Consider the following 15,590-nt stretch of genomic DNA (forward strand, 5'->3'; position numbering starts at 1 on the left):
ACCTGCGATGAGGCGTGTCGTCGTCACGGGCCTTGGCCTGGTTTCGCCGTTCGGCATGGGCTTCGAGCACAGCTGGAAGGAACTTCTGACCGGCCGCAGCGCCGCGAAGCGCGTCACCGAGTTCGAAGTGGAAGATCTTGCCTGCAAGATCGCCCACGTCATTCCTCGCGGTGACGGCACCAACGGCACGCTCAATCCCGAAGCCGTGCTCGAGCCCAAGGAACTGCGCAAGATCGGCGACTTCATCCTTTACGGGATTGCGGCCGCCGACGAAGCGCTGAAGGATTCCGGCTGGGAGCCCAGCACCGAAGCCGAGCGCTGCGCCACCGGCGTCATGATCGGCTCCGGCATTGGCGGCCTCGAGGGCATCGCCGAGAACGCTATCATCCTGAAAGAGCGCGGACCGCGCCGTATCAGTCCATTCTTCATTCCCGGCAACATTATCAACCTGGTATCTGGCCAGGTATCGATCCGGCATGGGCTGAAAGGCCCCAACCACGCCGTCGTCACCGCCTGCTCGACCGGCGCGCACGCCATTGGCGATGCCGCCCGGCTGATCATCTTCGGCGATGCCGACGTGATGCTGGCCGGCGGCGCGGAATCGCCGGTGACCAGACTATCGCTTGCCGGCTTCGCTGCTTGCCGGGCACTGTCCACCGACCGCAACGACACGCCTGAGAAGGCCTCGCGTCCCTATGACCGCGACCGTGACGGCTTCGTCATGGGCGAGGGCGCCGGGGTCGTCGTGCTGGAAGAACTCGAACACGCCAAGGCGCGCGGCGCCAAGATCTATGCCGAGGTCACCGGCTACGGCCTGACCGGCGATGCCTATCACATCACTGCACCGGCCGAAGACGGCGACGGCGCCTTCCGCTGCATGACGGCGGCGCTGAACCGGGCCAAGCTGACGCCCGCCGACGTCGACTACATCAACGCGCACGGCACCTCGACCATGGCCGACACGATCGAACTCGGCGCCGTCGAGCGGCTGGTCGGCAACGCCGCCTCGAAAATCTCGATGTCGTCGACCAAGTCGTCGATCGGCCATCTCCTGGGTGCCGCGGGTGCCGCCGAGGCGATCTTTTCGATCCTCGCTATCAGAGACAACATCGCGCCAGCTACCATCAATCTTGACAACCCGGAACGCGAAACCGCGATCGATCTTGTTCCGAACACGCCACGGCATCGCCAGGTCGACGTGGCGCTGTCCAACTCCTTCGGCTTCGGCGGCACCAACGCTTCGCTGGTATTCCAGCGTTATACAGGCTGATTGCGGTATCGACCGGCGCGCCAGCGGTCTGTCGTCAATTTTGCCATATTCAAGCCTACTCTGCCGCTGGGGATTCGTCGCATCGGCCTGAAACCGAAGGCGCTTTTTTTAAAAGCACGATGCGTAGGCTTGAAATGTTAGGGCACGCTGTGCGTCCAATCGGGCGCATGGTCGCTCTAAGAGATCAGATGGTAGGGCGCTAATGAACACCAATCCGGGCGGCAGCGGACAATTCGGACAAAACCAGCAGACCGGCCCGATCGTGCCGAAGACCGCGGCCGAAGCTTTGCGCCCGGAAGCCGGCACACCACCACCAAAGCGCTCGCGCGCCTCGCGCAGCCAAGTCGTCGTGTTCATGAACTTCGTCATCTCCGCGGTGATGTTGATGATCCTCGCCGCCGGCGTTTCGCTCTATTTCGGCAAGCAGGCATTCAACGAACCGGGCCCGTCGGTGGCCGGCGACACCTTCCTGGTCAAGCCGAGCACCGGCGTCCAGGATATTGCCGACCAGCTCGAACGGCGTGGGCTGATCAGCGATGCCCGCATCTTCCGCATCGCCGTGCGGGTCTATGGCAATGATTCAGCGCTGAAGGCAGGCGAATACGAGATAAAGCCGCGCGCCTCCATGCGCGACATCATGGAGCTTCTGAAGAGCGGCAAGTCGGTGATGTACTCGCTGACCATTCCCGAGGGCCTGACGGTCGAGCAGGCGCTGCAGCGCATCGCCGAGCAGGATGCGCTGACCGGCGACATGCCGGCCGCCAAGCCGGCTGAGGGCAGCCTCGCCACCGACACGCTGCGCTTTACCCGCGGCGCCACGCGCCAACAGATGGTCGACAAGCTGCTCGCCGACCAGAAGAAGCTGGTCGACGAGGTCTGGCAGCGGCGCGCGCCCGACCTGCCTCTGGCCAATGTCGACGACTTCGTCACCTTGGCCTCGATCGTCGAAAAGGAAACCGGCCGGGGCGACGAGCGCTCGCGCGTTGCCGCCGTCTTCCTCAACCGTCTGGCCAAGGGCATGCGGCTGCAATCCGATCCGACCATCATTTACGGCCTGTTCGGCGGCAAGGGCAAACCCGCCGACCGGCCGATTTATCAATCTGACATCCAGAAACAGACGCCTTACAACACCTATCTGATCAACGGCCTGCCGCCGACGCCGATCGCCAATCCCGGCCGCGCCGCGCTCGAAGCCGTCGCCAACCCGTCGAAGACCGATGATCTCTATTTCGTCGCCGACGGCACCGGCGGCCACGTCTTTGCCACCACGCTTGCCGAGCACAATGAGAACGTTGCCCGCTACCGGGCACTGCAGAAGAAGCAGGCTGAAGACGCCGCCAAGGGCGCCAAGACTCCGGGCCAGACCGATGCGCCGGCGGATGGCGACGACAACGGTGACGCAAGTGGCGATGCCGCCGGTGACAGCGGTGATGCCGGCGATACGGGTGCCGCCCAGTAGCAGGCCGGCGCTTTCAGACGGATCGACCTTAAGCGATGCGGACAGAGGCGGACGCGCTGCTGCTTTGAACGAGTAGCGCCGTTCGAAGCGTCTTCGGTCTTGCTCGGGTGCCTCTGCTTCGCTCGATTTCAGCCCCGCGAGATCGAAACGACACCAGAAATCAAGATCTTGCCGGTATTGCGATTCTGACATTCGCGCTGCCCGTGATATCGAACGCATGCGCAATTATTAGAATCGGACCATCAGGGAGACACGAGCCGCATCATGAATTTGCAGAGCATGACCGGATTTGCACGCACTGTTGCCGAACATGACGGCGCCTCGATCGCCTGGGAGGTCAAGTCGGTCAACGGCAAGAGCGTCGAGGTCAGGTTGCGGCTGCCGCAAGGTTTCGAGCGGCTCGAACCGACTGTGCGGCAGACGCTGCAGAAGCGCTTTTCGCGTGGCAATTTCCAGGCGACGCTGACCGTCGGCCGCGCCGCCGGCCAGCAGGCGCAGCCAGTGGTCAACGAAGCCTTCCTCAGGGATCTGGCGGGCTTGGCCAAGCGGCTGCAGGACCAGTTCGGTGTTGGTCCGGCAACTGCCGACGGTCTGCTTTCCCTGCGCGGCGTGCTCGATATCCCTGAAACCAGCGAAACCGAGGAGGTGCGGGCAGCACTCGACGCGTCAATCCTGTCCGCGCTGGAAACGGCGCTTACAGGCCTCGAGCAGGCACGCCAGAGCGAGGGCGAAGCGCTGCGTTCGCTGCTTTCCGGCCATATCGACGCCATCGAGGCGTTGACGCTTCAAGCCGAGGCCGACCCGTCGCGCGAACCGGCGGCGATCCGCGAGCGAATCGCCGAACAGGTGCGGCTGCTGATGGATGCGTCGGCCAACCTCGATGCCGGCCGGCTGCACATGGAAGCGGCGTTCCTGGCCACCAAGGCCGATATCCGTGAAGAGATCGATCGGCTGAAGACGCATGTGGCGTCGGGCAGAGCGCTGCTGGCAAATGGCGGCGCCATCGGCCGCAAGCTCGATTTTCTGGCGCAGGAATTCAACCGCGAATCAAATACGCTGTGTTCCAAGTCGAACGCCGCCACTGTCACCGCTATCGGGCTGGAACTGAAGGCGGTGGTCGACCAGTTTCGCGAACAGGTCCAGAATCTGGAGTAAACCCGAATGGGTGGCAAGGAGCCGATGGTTGCCAGGGATCTCGGATCCCGCATTCGCCGCCGCGGGCTGATGCTGGTCCTGTCGTCGCCGTCGGGCGCCGGCAAGTCGACGATCGCGCGCAACCTGCTGGAAAGCGACGGCAGCCTGGAATTATCGGTCTCGGTCACTACCAGGCCACGCCGCGGCTCGGAGATCGAGGGCGTCCACTATCACTTCCGCACCACGCGCGAGTTCGAGCGGCTGCGCGATTCCGACGCATTGCTCGAATGGGCCGAGGTGCACGGCAATTGCTACGCGACGCCGCGCGAGCCGGCCGAACTGGCGCTGGCGCAGGGCCGTGACATGCTCTTCGACATCGACTGGCAAGGCGCCCAGCAGCTCAAGGAGAAGATGCGCGCCGACATTGTCTCGATCTTCATCCTGCCGCCGTCGATGAAGGAATTGAAGTCGCGCCTTAAGCGCCGCGCCGAGGACCAGGAGCACGTGATCGAGACCAGGCTGAAGAACGCCCGCAACGAGATCGAGCACTGGAAGGAATATGACTTTGTCATCGTCAACGACGATCTCGACCGCGCCTTCGCCGAAGTGCGTGGCATCGTGACGGCGGAAAGGCTGCGGCGCGACCGCCGGCCCGGGCTGTTCGATTTCGTCTCGGGGTTGCTGGACGAGAAGACGGAATAGGCAGCTGTCGTTCCCCGATGGCCGGCTGTCCCATGAAGGCGTCTTTGGCAAACGATCTGGCAATATGGACGCTGTGGGCATCTGTTACTGGCTGGCGGTATCTTTTATGAGTTCTGCAAATGGGGTTTCCTCGCCGGCAAAGCTCTCAATCATCGGATTCAGGACGTTTTCGCGACCGAGCATATCGGCATTGAATGGGAATCCCGCATTCTCCATCAGCATTGCCAGAAAGGTAAGCTGCGTGCGGCCGTTGCCTTCGCGAAACGGGTGGACGGCATTGATTTCGGCCAAAACATGCGCGGCCCGAACGGCGAAGGCGTCGAGGTCGAGTTCGCAGAGATAATCACCGTCGGCGAGTTCGCCGAAAATTCTATGCATTTCCTGGTTGATATACTCAGGATAGCAGAACCAGTTGCCCCCCTTGCCGATGCGGATGGCGCGAACCTCTCCCGCCCATTCATAAACGTCCTGGAACAGGTGATGATGGACAGCCTTGTAGTGCACGAAATCCAGACGGCCTGCGGGGATATGTTCGTCGGCCCTGGTCAGGAAAAGTGCCAACTCGAATTCATCGAATTGGGCCTGGTCTTTGATATTCAGCCTGTTGCGGAGAACGGTCGTGCCTGGGTAGCACAGCGGATCATGTTCAGCGGCATAGACCACCTGCCGATCCTACTGCTTGCGGGTTACTTGGTCCTTGATAAGCGCCCTGCGCTCATCCCCGCTCAGGCCGCGCTCACGGCTTTCCTTCAGAATGAAGCCCATACGTTGCGATAGCTTCAAGCCTTCAACCGCGCTGATTTTTTCGCCCCTGCCGCTGGTCAGGACAAACTGGCCATTTTGGGTCGGCCGGAGGCTTGAGGTACTCTTTTTCATATGACGACAATATCACGCTCGGCGACTCACCGGCAACTGCATGCCGCTATATGCTGCTTGTCATCGCTGTCACACAGGATGCGATTTGGGTCCACGGCCGCGCTAGCGCCGCCGGTCAAACCGCGTTTGTCAGCCGCACGAATTCCTCGACGCTGAGCGTCTCCGCACGCCGGGTCGGATCGATGCCGGCGCGCGTCAGCAGTGCCTCGCCACCCAGGCTCTTCACGCTCTGCCGCAGCATTTTCCGGCGCTGGCCGAAAGCGGCTTCGGTGACGCGACCGAGTTTTTTCACGTCGGTTGACAAAGGGCTGGCGCGCGGCACCAGATGCACCACCGACGACGTTACCTTGGGTGGCGGCGTGAACGCTTGCGGCGGCACGTCGAAGGCGATCCTCGCCTCGGTCCGCCAGCCCGCCAGGACGCCGAGCCGGCCATAAGCATCGCTGCCGGCACCGGCGACAATGCGCTCGGCCACCTCGCGCTGGAACATCAGCGTCATCGATTGATAGAAGGGTGGCCAGTCCGCCACGGTAAGCCAACGGATCAACAGCTCGGTGCCGATATTGTAGGGCAGGTTGGCGGCAATCCTCACGGGGCCGCTGCCTTGTGACGCGGCTTTGGCAAGAGTGGCAAAATCCGTCTTCAACGCGTCGCCGCTGATCACCTCGAGCCGGCCCGGATAGTGGTTGGAGACCTCGGCCAAGGCGGCAAGGCAGCGTTCGTCGCGCTCGATGGCGACAACGCGACGGGCACCGGCAGAGAGCAGCGCCCTGGTCAGCCCGCCGGGGCCGGGGCCGACCTCGATGACCGTGCTGTCGCTGAGGTCGCCGGCTACCCGCGCGATCTTGCCGGTCAAGTTGAGGTCGAGCAGGAAATTCTGGCCAAGCGCCTTCTTTGCCTGCAGTCCATGGCGCCCGATCACCTCGCGCAGCGGCGGCAGCCCGTCAATGCTCATGAATTTTGGGCTCATGATTTTTGGCTCATGCAACTGCGGGCTTTGCGCCGGTATCGGCCAGCCGGCGGGCCAGCTTCAGCGCCGCGATCAGGCTGTCGGGACGTGCGATGCCCTTGCCGGCGATGTCGAAGGCTGTGCCGTGATCGGGCGAGGTGCGGATGAACGGCAGGCCAAGCGTGACGTTGACGGCCTCGTCGAAGGCCAGCGCCTTGGCCGGGATCAACGCCTGGTCATGATACATGCAGACCGCCACGTCGTAGCCGGCGCGAGCGCGCGCATGAAACATCGTATCGGCCGGCAGCGGTCCGAAGGCATCGATGCCTTGCGCCCGCAACATGTCGACCGCAGGACGAATGATGCGCTCGTCCTCTGTCCCCATGGCGCCGCTTTCGCCGGCATGCGGATTGAGGCCGGCAAGCGCGAGCCTCGGCCTGGCGATGCCGAAACGGCGTGCAAGATCGCCGGCGGTGATGCGCGCGATGGCAACGATCAGCTCCGTCGTCAGCGTCTTCGGCACCTCGGCCAGCCCGATGTGGATGGTGACCGGAACGGTGCGCAATTCGGGGCCGGCGAGCAGCATCACCGGCGTCACCGTGCCGCCGGTGTGGAGCGAGGCCAGATGCGCCAGATATTCGGTGTGACCGGGAAAGCCGAAGCCGGCATCGTAAAGCGGCTTCTTCGCGATCGGACAGGTGACGACCGCGGCCGCGTGACCGGCAAGGCAGTCGGCGACGGCGCGATCGATGGCCTCGATGATGCCGGCGGCATTGGCCGGGTCGGGCCGGCCGGGATCATCGGTGAAGTGGGCCGCCAGCGGCACCACGGGCAAGGCGTGTTGAAAGACACCAGCCGCTTGGGCCGGCACCGTCTCGGCGATTGCCACCGCCGCGCCGAGCCGGCGCGCCCGCGCGGCAATCAGCGCCGGATCGGCGAGAAGATAGAAGGGCGCGGCACCGGAACCGCGGGCGCTCTGCCACGCGGCAATGGCGATTTCCGGACCGACGCCGGATGGATCGCCGACGCTCAGCGCCAGCGGAAGCTCTGTCTCACGCACGGCTCGGCCGGTTCAGCGCGTAACGATCTTGGCTTTCGCCTTCAGCTCTTCGACATATTTGGCCGAGAGCTCGTCGGCGTTCTTGTCGCCGCTGCCTTCGCTCTGGAACACCATCTGGGCCGCCTTGTCGTCGGAAACCTCGCGCGACGAGCAGATGCCGATGAATTCAATGCCGCGATCGGTCTCGCGCACGGCCGTGGCGCCGCCCAGCTTGGTGGCCTTGATCTGCTCGGCCCAGTCCGGCGGCAGTTGCGGCGCCAGCAATCGGGGGAGGTCGCGAACGGTGACGTCGATCAGGCCCTTGGCGAATTCACGCGTGGTGTTGCAGCCATTGAAGCGGGCGCGCATGGCTTCAGCCTCGCGCTTGCGTTTGGCGAGTGTGGCACTGCGCTCGGCCTTCGGCACCACGAAGATCACCTGCTGCAGCATGTACTCGGTGGCGCTTGGCTTGGCGCCGCCTTTTTCGAGCATGCGCTTGACCAGATCCTGTTCGCTCACCTCCCCGCCGCCGCCGCTGTAGCGTGCGCTCAGCGCCTGGTTCCACGCCATCTGGGAGCGGATGAATTCCTTGAAATGCTCCTTGGTCACGCCGGACTGCGCCATGACACCGTCGAGCTGCTTGAGCTGCATCTTGTTGCTCGAGGCAAAGCGCTGATAGGCAGCCTCTACCTGGGCGTCGGAGATGCGGATGCCGAGACGCCTGGCCTCCGCCATACGCAGCGTCTGGTCGATCATTTCCTGACCCGCGTCACCCTTCTTGCGCTGCAGTTTCAGGAAGGCAGCCCGGTGCGCGATGTCGCCGGTGGTGATCGGCATGTTGTTGACGACATACTTGATTTCACTGGCGAAGGCCGGCGGTACCATCGTGGTGACAGAGACCGAGGTCGCCGCGAACAGGAGCGCGAATCCTGCCGAAAACAGGTATTTCCTCATCGAAAGCATCCCAATTCTAGCCCGGTTTTGGCCGATTCCAGCCCGATATTGGCGAAATCCGTGCCCGCTTTATGCGGCAAAACGATGTCGTCAGCCGGCTCTACTGGATGGAGTCGATCGAGCTTTGGGACGAGCCGAAATCGCCGAGCGTGCGGAACGACAGGTTGAAGCCGACATTCTGCGACACTTCCTTGGTGTTGATGTCGCGTGATTCCGAGTACGTCATCAGGTAGGTGAAGCAGGAATCATTGTAGGCAAAGCCGACGCCGTCCTTGACCAGCACGCTTTGTTGCAGGTCGTAGGTGCCGGTGCCGAAGACGCGCCAGTTTTCGGCCAGGTGCGTCGAGGCGCCGAGCGTGACTTCGTGGCGATCGGTGGTGAAACCATAGAGCGGCTGCGCCTGGATGAAGGCGTATTTGGCGCTCAGCGAAACCGGCAGCCCGGAATAGGCGGCCTTCACCTCGGCACGGCGAACTTCGAAGGTCTGCTCGTCGAAGCGGCCGCTGAGCGAACCGGAGAAGCCGCTCGGGCTGCTGAAGCCGACAAGGCCGACATAGTCGGAGGTCGAAGTCTCCAGGCCCGAATTAGCAGCGCCATCGACATTGGCGCCGACATTGACCAGATCCGGCGAATTGAAGGAGTTGCGGCCGCCCAGCTGGTAGGATTGGCCGAAGATGGCATTGGTGCCCCAGCCATTGTCATAGGCGCCGGAATAGCGGAATCCGACATTGGCGCGGCTGCCGCCTTCGACGCGGTCGTAGCCGGAGAACTTGTCGCGCTCGAACAGCGTCGTGGCATCGAAGACGAAGCTCTGTGCATCCTCGTTGGGAACGGCGAGCCCGCCGACATACTGCTCGTTCGGGCGCATGAAGACCTGCGCCATCGGCTCGACGATATGGCTGGAGCCGGCCATCGAAAACAGCACCGGCCAGCGCATCTCAAGGCCGGCGGTCGCCATGTAACGGGCGAAGGAAGACCGCATGTCGTCGGCGGCACCGACATTCGTTGCCATCTGGTTTACCGCAGTCAGCGAAGCCGAAGAAGCGTTGAGATAGTCGACGTCGCCCTGCAGAGCCAGAAGGGGCGTCAACTGCAATCCGCCGTCCGTGGTGAAGGTACGCTTCCATTCGGCTTCGGCGGTGAGGCGACCGGATTCGCCCTCGATGCCGCGCACGCGCTGGACGCCGGAGCCCGGCACGTAGGGGGTAAAATAGGCCTGATCGAGATCGTCGCGGCGAATGACTCGTGCATTGACGTTGAACGACAGCTGGCCGCCGGCCACCGACATGTCGGGGATGTAGGCATAGTCGAGCGACGGCAACACCCAGGGCTGCTTGTCGCTGCGCGATGCGACGTTGCCGTCCGGTGTGTTTTCCTGAACCTGGAAGCGCATGGCGCGCACATCGAAATAATTGCGGTCGTTTAGGCCGGTCAGGTAGACCGACGATTGATGCACGGCGTCGTTGTAGCCTTCGATCGTGTAGGTACGCGAAAAATTCTTGTCGGTCTGAAGCAGGATATCCCAGCCGAAGTCCCAGCGCGGATTGATGGCGAACTGGCCTTTGGTGCCCATCATCCCGCGGAATTTGTTCGGATCGCCTGCTGGCCCCGAATTGACATTGTAGCCGCCGGGGAAAGCCGCGAAATCACGGAAAGCGCCAGGGTCCTGCTGGTTGATTCCGGCAAGCTTCAGCGTGTATTGGCCATTGTTGAAGCGCTGGCGCCACTCGGCCTCGCCGAGGAAACCCTGCTTGGTGTAGCCGCTGCCGGTAACGGTGAGGTCATAGGTCGGCGACAGGGCAAAATAGTAGGGGACTTTGACGCCGACGCCGAGACGGTTGTTGTAGCCGATGCTGGGGATCAGGAAGCCGCTTTTGCGCTTGACCGTAGGGTCGGCGATCTCGAACGCCGGCAGATAAGCCAGCGGGAAGCCGAAGAATTCGAAATTCGCGTTCTCGAAGCGAACCGTCTTCTTTTCGCCGTTCCAAATGATCTTCCTGGCTTTGATCCGCCAGGTCGGCGCCTTGTCCGGCTTGTCTTCGCAAGGCTCGCAGGCCGTATAGACGCCGTTGTGGAACGTTGTCAGCACGCCGCCCATGCGCTCGGCGCTTTCGGCGGCGAAATAGGCTTTTTCGGGCGTTTCGACGCGCAGCGCATTAACGAAACCGTCAGCGAAATCGTCGGTAATGTCGATATGCTGCGAGTTGATCTTGGTGCCGTCGCTGTTGACGATCTCGACATTGCCGCTGGCAACCAGCCGCTTGGTGTTTCGATCATAGACGACGCGCTGGGCGACGAGCTTGTTGCCGCCATAGTCGATCTGGACGCCGCCGATGGCGGTGACCGTCTGGTTGTCGTTGTTATAGACGAGCGTGTCGGCCGCCAGCAGCATCTGGGAGCCGGAGGGAACCTTCGTTGCCACGTCGGTAACGTCCTGCGCCAGCGCAGGGGCCGTCAGCACGCCGCAGGCGAGCAGGCATGCCAAGGCGCTCGCCGAATAGAGGCGCGCCAAACCGGCCTGCCTATGGCTGCGCAAAGCCGCCTCCCTCACTAGCCGTCTTCCTTGTATAGCAGGAATGTCACCCCAAAGAACATAGCCACGACAACCGGAACCCATGCAGCCACGGCTGTGGGCACGAATCCCGCAACGCCGAATGCCTTGACCAATACCGAAACGACATAAAGCAGAAAGCCGGCGAGGACGCCACCCAGAATCATCGTTGCCGACTGCCCCATCCTCGCAAATCGCATTGAAACTGTTGCCGCAATCAGCGTCATGGCCACAAGCAGGAACGGTAACGCCACCAGCGAATCGAACTGCATGGCGAAGGCATTTGCCTTGAGGCCGAAGGAGCGGGCAACCTCAATCTTGCCGGGAAGGTCGTAAAACGGGATGGTTTCGGGGCGCGCCAGCCGTTCCTGCACGAATTCCGGCTTGAGGTTGGTCGGCAACTGGTCGGTCGTTTCGGAACGGATGTTGCCGTCCTTGAACACCTTGACGTCCTGCAATTCCCAGTAGCCGTCGCGCAGAAAGGCCCGGGCCGCGTCCTTGCGCTCGACGATATTGCCCTGCGGATCGAGGACGAAGAACACGGTGTCGGCCATTTCCAGGCCCTGGTTCAGGATGGCGCGGGCGCCGATGATGGTATCGCCGGAGTTGGTTTTCTGGCGGATCCACGGCGTGGCATCGGCCGCCACCGCGTTCGAATTGCCGGATCGCAGCTGGTTTTCCATCTGCTCCGACCATGAGAAGCCATGCGCGGCGATCGGATTGAGCACGCTGACCGACAATATGCCGAATAACAGCGCACCGATGCAGCAGGGCAACAGAAACTGCCAGGCCGACACTCCGGCCGAGCGCGCAATCACCAGCTCGTATTTTCGGTTGAGCGAGACCAGCGTCGCCATCGCCGAGAACAGGCCGACGAACGGCACCGTCTGCAGCATGATCATCGGCATCCTCAGCGCCGAGATGGCGACCGCCGTGCCGTAGGTGAAGCCCGGCAGGCCGGTGATGCGGCCGGACAACTCGGTGAAGTCGATCAGGAACACCAGCGCCAGAAGGCCGATGAAGAACCAGATCGTGATCGACACGTAGCGAAAGAAGAAGTAGCGGCCCAGGGTCCAGCCCATCGTCAGGCTCCCTGGCCGGATGTGTAGCGCCGATTGAGGCGCAGCTTGAGCGCCGTCCAGCCATCGCTGACGCGGCCGGCGAAATTCGTCATCCAGTCGGCCCAGCTGCCGGGCAGTTCCATGCTTCGCGAGGTGACGATGAACCAGATGGCGACCGCCGAGGCGATGACCGGCACGCCATAGACCATATAGGCGTATTGCGGGATCTTGTCCGCCTTGCCGGCGGCAAAGAAGCCCAGCCAGCGCACGAACAGCGCAATGGCGATGGCTGTGATCAGCGGGTGGATGCGCGCCTCGCGGTGTGAGCGCGCATCGCCTGCGACCGCCAGCGCGATCAGCGCGAACACCAGCGAATAGGACCATTCGGAAAAGCGCTGGTCGAGCTCGGCCTTGTAGGCGCCGGGCCTGCGCTGGAAGATCTTGTCGTTCGGATCCGGGTTGAGCAGGTATTGCGTCGTTCGGTCCTTGGGCAGGAGCATGATATCGTTCGCCGCCGACATGAAGGCGGAAAGGTCGAAGGCGTAGGACGTGAAGCGGATGACCGACAGATCGCCGGTCAGCGTCTTGCGATGAATGACGCCGTCATTCATCATCAGCACCTTCTCATCACCCTTTTCGACGACGCTGCCGCTCTTGGCATAATAGATCAGATTGGCGCCTTCCTCGCGCGAATCGGCCACGAAGATGCCGCCGAGCCGGTTGTCCGGCAGCCGCTCGCCTATCTGCAGGAACAGCCCGTCGTCGATCTTGCGGAACGTGCCTTCCTGGATGATCAGCGACAAGAGATCGGCGCGCGAGGATGCGATCAGCTGGCGGTTCTTCTGCCTGGCATAGGGTTCGACGCCATTGTCGACCGCGAAGGAAAAGACGCTGGCCGCCAGCGCGATCAGCAGGACCGGCCGCACAATCGTCCAGCGCGAGGCGCCGGCGGCGTTGATGACGGCCAATTCCGAATCGGAGTTCATGACGCTGAGCGTCTGGGCCACCGCCACCACCAGGGCGAATGGCACCACGATCGGGATGATGGTGGGGATGATGAGGCCCGCGACCTCGAAAAAAGTCAGCGCCGATTGGCCACTATCGGTGACCAGGTCGATGCGGGCAAGCACCTGCGTCGTCCAGACAATGGCCAGCGTCCAGATCAGCGCAGCGAGAAACACCGCCAGTGCGCGACGCATGATGTAGCGTTCAACGACCTTCATGTAAGGCTTTTCTCGATTTGCCGAACGGCATCATGCCCGCGGACAAGGTAGTCGTCCGGCTGCGGCTGTACAACTGGGTGCGTTTGGCCATTTCTTTCAGGCGGTTCGATCCGATTCTCCGTCCCACATCGCCCGTCCCGCAGGCCGGAGTGTCGGCGGCAATGGATAAGAAAGGGAGAACATCGATGGTTAACAACAGGTTGCGGCAGGAAAGCGGGGCCGTGCCGCGACGAATCGTTATCGATTCCGCTGCGCATATGAGCCCTGATTCCGGCAAAGTCTTGCCAAATCAAGGAAAACGACCAAATGTCGCGCATCTTCCCTGAGAATGCATTTTTCCTGAAAATCTGAGCCGTTTCCCGAAAGCAGGACCTGATGACTTTGAGACCATTGATCGCCTTCGCCAAATTTGCCGCACCCAAAAAGGGCAGCATCTTCGTGCTGGCGGCCGACGATGGTGGTCTTGGCGAACCGGCAAAGGCCTGCGACCCGGCAGGAACGCTGGCGCGGGCGTTTCCGGTGGCGGAGTTTTCCGGCAAATTCGCCGGTGTCGTCGAAGTACTGGCGCCGCAGGGAACATCGCTCGACCGACTGGTGGCGGTCGGCGCCGGCAAGGTCGCCGGCCTCGATGACTTTGCCTGGCTGAAGCTTGGCGGCACCATCGCCGCGTCCCTGCGCAAGGCAGCGGAGGTGGCCGTCATCCTCGATGTGCCGGGCGCAAAGATTGGCGGCAGGCAAGCGGCGAACCTTGCCGCCGGCATCATTCTGCGCAGCTACTCCTTCGACAAATACAAGACCAGGAAAGACAAGGACGATGCCGAGCCGAAGAAACCGGTCAAGGTGACCATCCACACCGCCGATCCTGCCGCGGCGAAAAAGGCCTTCGCCGATGAGGTTGCGGTCATCGACGGCGTGCTTCTGGCGCGCGACCTTGTCAACGAACCGGCCAATACGCTCGGCCCGATCGAATTCGCCGCCCGCGCCAAGGAACTGGAAGCGCTCGGCGTCGAGGTCGAGATCCTCACCGAGAAGGAAATGAAGAAGCTCGGCATGGGCTCGCTCCTCGGTGTCGCGCAAGGCTCGCCACGCGGCGCCCGGATGGCTGTCATGCAATGGAAGGGCGGCAAGGCCAAGGACGCACCGGTCGCCTTCGTCGGCAAGGGCGTCACCTTCGACACCGGCGGCAATTCTATGAAGCCGGCCTCCGGCATGGAAGACATGAAGGGCGACATGGGCGGTGCCGCGGCCGTCATCGGGCTCATCCAGGCGCTGGCCGCGCGCAAGGCCAAGGCCAATGTCGTCGGCATCGTCGGGCTGGTGGAAAATGCCGTCGACGGCCATGCCCAGCGCCCCGGCGACATCGTCACCTCGATGTCGGGTCAGACCATCGAGGTGCTCAACACCGACGCCGAAGGACGCCTCGTTCTGGCCGACGCGCTGTGGTATTGCAACGACCGCTTCCAGCCGAAATTCATGGTCAATCTGGCGACGCTGACCGGCGCCATCATGGTCGCGCTCGGCCAGCATTATGCCGGCCTGTTCTCCAACAATGACGAACTGTCGGACAGGTTGACGGCGGCCGGCCAGGCGACGCAGGAGCGGCTGTGGCGCATGCCGCTTGGGCCCGAATACGACAAGCTGATCGATTCCAAGAACGCCGACATGAAGAACATCGGCGGCCGCTATGGTGGCGCCATCATCGCCGCGCAGTTCCTGCAGCGCTTCGTCAAGGAAACGCCGTGGGCGCATCTCGACATCGCCGGCACCGCGATGGGCTCTCCGCCGAGCGAGATCAACCAATCCTGGGGTTCGGGCTTTGGCGTCAGGCTGCTCGACCGGCTGGTGCGCGACAATTACGAGGGATAAGGCAGGGCATGGCCGATGTCCTGTTCTACCACCTGACCGAATCGACGCTGGAGGATGCGCTTCCCGGCCTGCTCGAGCGCAGCGTCGGTCGCGGCTGGCGCGCCGTGGTGCAGACCGGGACCGAGGAGCGGCGCGATGCGCTCGACCTGCATCTGTGGACATTCAGGGACGATTCGTTCCTCGCGCACGCGACCGACCGTGAAGCCCATCCGGCCGAACAGCCAATCTTGCTCACCACGAGCGACGCCAACCCCAACCAGGCGCAGATACGCTTCCTCGTCGATGGCGCCGCACCCGCCGATCTCGCCGGCTACGAACGCGCCGTGTTCCTGTTCGACGGCCATGACGCGGCCCAGGTCGAAAGCGCGCGGACGCATTGGAAGGTGTTGAAAGAAGCGGGCCACGCGGTCACCTACTGGCAGCAGACGCCCGACCGCCGCTGGGAGCGCAAGGCGTAAGCGCTTTTGCGGCGCGTCTTGAAAACGACGCTGTTGTCGCCGAACGAT

At 62.9% G+C, this 15,590-nt stretch carries 15 protein-coding genes; 7 read left to right on the forward strand and 8 right to left on the reverse strand.

Features of this window, described 5'->3' with window-relative positions; translation table 11 throughout:
* Positions 1-7: 7 nt before the first annotated feature.
* From fabF to gmk, 4 genes are all read left to right on the forward strand, one after another.
* Entirely contained in the window at positions 8-1,270 is a 1,263-nt protein-coding gene (gene fabF / locus AC3EML_RS14380; protein ID WP_023685687.1) for a beta-ketoacyl-ACP synthase II, read from the forward strand.
* 202 nt (positions 1,271-1,472) lie between these two features.
* Positions 1,473-2,729, forward strand: coding sequence for an endolytic transglycosylase MltG (gene mltG / locus AC3EML_RS14385; RefSeq protein ID WP_023715070.1), 1,257 nt, complete (start codon positions 1,473-1,475; stop codon positions 2,727-2,729).
* A 264-nt stretch (positions 2,730-2,993) separates the two neighbouring features.
* Positions 2,994-3,884: a YicC/YloC family endoribonuclease gene (locus AC3EML_RS14390; RefSeq protein WP_023695597.1), complete on the forward strand. Its 891-nt coding sequence runs from the start codon at positions 2,994-2,996 to the stop codon at positions 3,882-3,884.
* Between the two features lie 6 nt (positions 3,885-3,890).
* Complete coding sequence (gene gmk, locus AC3EML_RS14395; RefSeq protein ID WP_023672729.1) at positions 3,891-4,565, forward strand: guanylate kinase; 675 nt, start codon at positions 3,891-3,893, stop codon at positions 4,563-4,565.
* A gap of 84 nt (positions 4,566-4,649) precedes the next feature.
* Here the strand turns inward: gmk and AC3EML_RS14400 are convergent, their stop codons facing one another.
* The 8 genes from AC3EML_RS14400 to lptF all read right to left on the reverse strand — a co-directional run bounded on the left by AC3EML_RS14400 (position 4,650) and on the right by lptF (position 13,218).
* Positions 4,650-5,228, reverse strand: a complete 579-nt coding sequence (locus tag AC3EML_RS14400; protein ID WP_352521080.1) for a Fic/DOC family protein — start codon at positions 5,226-5,228, stop codon at positions 4,650-4,652.
* A gap of 9 nt (positions 5,229-5,237) precedes the next feature.
* On the reverse strand, positions 5,238-5,441 hold the full coding sequence (locus AC3EML_RS14405) for a hypothetical protein (protein WP_352521079.1): 204 nt from the start codon (positions 5,439-5,441) through the stop codon (positions 5,238-5,240).
* 115 nt (positions 5,442-5,556) lie between these two features.
* Positions 5,557-6,396, reverse strand: a complete 840-nt coding sequence (gene rsmA / locus AC3EML_RS14410; RefSeq protein WP_352521103.1) for a 16S rRNA (adenine(1518)-N(6)/adenine(1519)-N(6))-dimethyltransferase RsmA — start codon at positions 6,394-6,396, stop codon at positions 5,557-5,559.
* 25 nt (positions 6,397-6,421) lie between these two features.
* Positions 6,422-7,450 carry a 4-hydroxythreonine-4-phosphate dehydrogenase PdxA gene (pdxA, locus tag AC3EML_RS14415; RefSeq protein WP_023685692.1) on the reverse strand — a complete coding sequence of 343 codons (1,029 nt, stop codon included), beginning with the start codon at positions 7,448-7,450 and terminating at the stop codon, positions 6,422-6,424.
* A 12-nt stretch (positions 7,451-7,462) separates the two neighbouring features.
* A complete protein-coding gene (locus tag AC3EML_RS14420; RefSeq protein ID WP_023685693.1) occupies positions 7,463-8,392 on the reverse strand; it encodes a peptidylprolyl isomerase in 930 nt (309 codons plus the stop codon).
* 91 nt (positions 8,393-8,483) lie between these two features.
* On the reverse strand, positions 8,484-10,934 hold the full coding sequence (locus AC3EML_RS14425) for an LPS-assembly protein LptD (RefSeq protein WP_023685694.1): 2,451 nt from the start codon (positions 10,932-10,934) through the stop codon (positions 8,484-8,486).
* On the reverse strand, positions 10,934-12,016 hold the full coding sequence (gene lptG, locus AC3EML_RS14430) for an LPS export ABC transporter permease LptG (RefSeq protein WP_023731132.1): 1,083 nt from the start codon (positions 12,014-12,016) through the stop codon (positions 10,934-10,936). The genes AC3EML_RS14425 and lptG overlap by 1 nt, the downstream gene beginning before the upstream one ends.
* Before the next feature lie 2 nt (positions 12,017-12,018).
* Positions 12,019-13,218 carry an LPS export ABC transporter permease LptF gene (gene lptF, locus AC3EML_RS14435; RefSeq protein WP_023672737.1) on the reverse strand — a complete coding sequence of 400 codons (1,200 nt, stop codon included), beginning with the start codon at positions 13,216-13,218 and terminating at the stop codon, positions 12,019-12,021.
* Between the two features lie 32 nt (positions 13,219-13,250).
* Between lptF and AC3EML_RS14440 the strand changes: the two genes are divergently transcribed.
* From AC3EML_RS14440 to AC3EML_RS14450, 3 genes are read left to right on the forward strand one after another with little or no spacing between them, the layout of a single operon-like run.
* On the forward strand, positions 13,251-13,544 hold the full coding sequence (locus tag AC3EML_RS14440; RefSeq protein WP_155923279.1) for a hypothetical protein: 294 nt from the start codon (positions 13,251-13,253) through the stop codon (positions 13,542-13,544).
* A gap of 49 nt (positions 13,545-13,593) precedes the next feature.
* Positions 13,594-15,084 carry a leucyl aminopeptidase gene (locus AC3EML_RS14445; RefSeq protein WP_023752528.1) on the forward strand — a complete coding sequence of 497 codons (1,491 nt, stop codon included), beginning with the start codon at positions 13,594-13,596 and terminating at the stop codon, positions 15,082-15,084.
* 8 nt (positions 15,085-15,092) lie between these two features.
* Positions 15,093-15,542, forward strand: coding sequence for a DNA polymerase III subunit chi (locus AC3EML_RS14450; RefSeq protein WP_352521078.1), 450 nt, complete (start codon positions 15,093-15,095; stop codon positions 15,540-15,542).
* Positions 15,543-15,590 lie beyond the last annotated feature (48 nt).

Source organism: Mesorhizobium sp. P170090 (assembly GCF_057786115.1).

Excerpts from the sequence above, each read along its gene's own strand:
- fabF (WP_023685687.1), top strand. The coding sequence starts at position 8 with ATGAGGCGTGTCGTCGTCACGGGCCTTGGCCTGGTTTCGCCGTTCGGC.
- mltG (WP_023715070.1), top strand. The coding sequence starts at position 1,473 with ATGAACACCAATCCGGGCGGCAGCGGACAATTCGGACAAAACCAGCAG.
- AC3EML_RS14390 (WP_023695597.1), top strand. The coding sequence starts at position 2,994 with ATGAATTTGCAGAGCATGACCGGATTTGCACGCACTGTTGCCGAACAT.
- gmk (WP_023672729.1), top strand. The coding sequence starts at position 3,891 with ATGGGTGGCAAGGAGCCGATGGTTGCCAGGGATCTCGGATCCCGCATT.
- AC3EML_RS14405 (WP_352521079.1), bottom strand. The coding sequence starts at position 5,441 with ATGAAAAAGAGTACCTCAAGCCTCCGGCCGACCCAAAATGGCCAGTTT.
- rsmA (WP_352521103.1), bottom strand. The coding sequence starts at position 6,396 with ATGAGCATTGACGGGCTGCCGCCGCTGCGCGAGGTGATCGGGCGCCAT.
- AC3EML_RS14420 (WP_023685693.1), bottom strand. The coding sequence starts at position 8,392 with ATGCTTTCGATGAGGAAATACCTGTTTTCGGCAGGATTCGCGCTCCTG.
- lptG (WP_023731132.1), bottom strand. The coding sequence starts at position 12,016 with ATGGGCTGGACCCTGGGCCGCTACTTCTTCTTTCGCTACGTGTCGATC.
- lptF (WP_023672737.1), bottom strand. The coding sequence starts at position 13,218 with ATGAAGGTCGTTGAACGCTACATCATGCGTCGCGCACTGGCGGTGTTT.
- AC3EML_RS14440 (WP_155923279.1), top strand. The coding sequence starts at position 13,251 with ATGCCCGCGGACAAGGTAGTCGTCCGGCTGCGGCTGTACAACTGGGTG.
- AC3EML_RS14445 (WP_023752528.1), top strand. The coding sequence starts at position 13,594 with ATGACTTTGAGACCATTGATCGCCTTCGCCAAATTTGCCGCACCCAAA.
- AC3EML_RS14450 (WP_352521078.1), top strand. The coding sequence starts at position 15,093 with ATGGCCGATGTCCTGTTCTACCACCTGACCGAATCGACGCTGGAGGAT.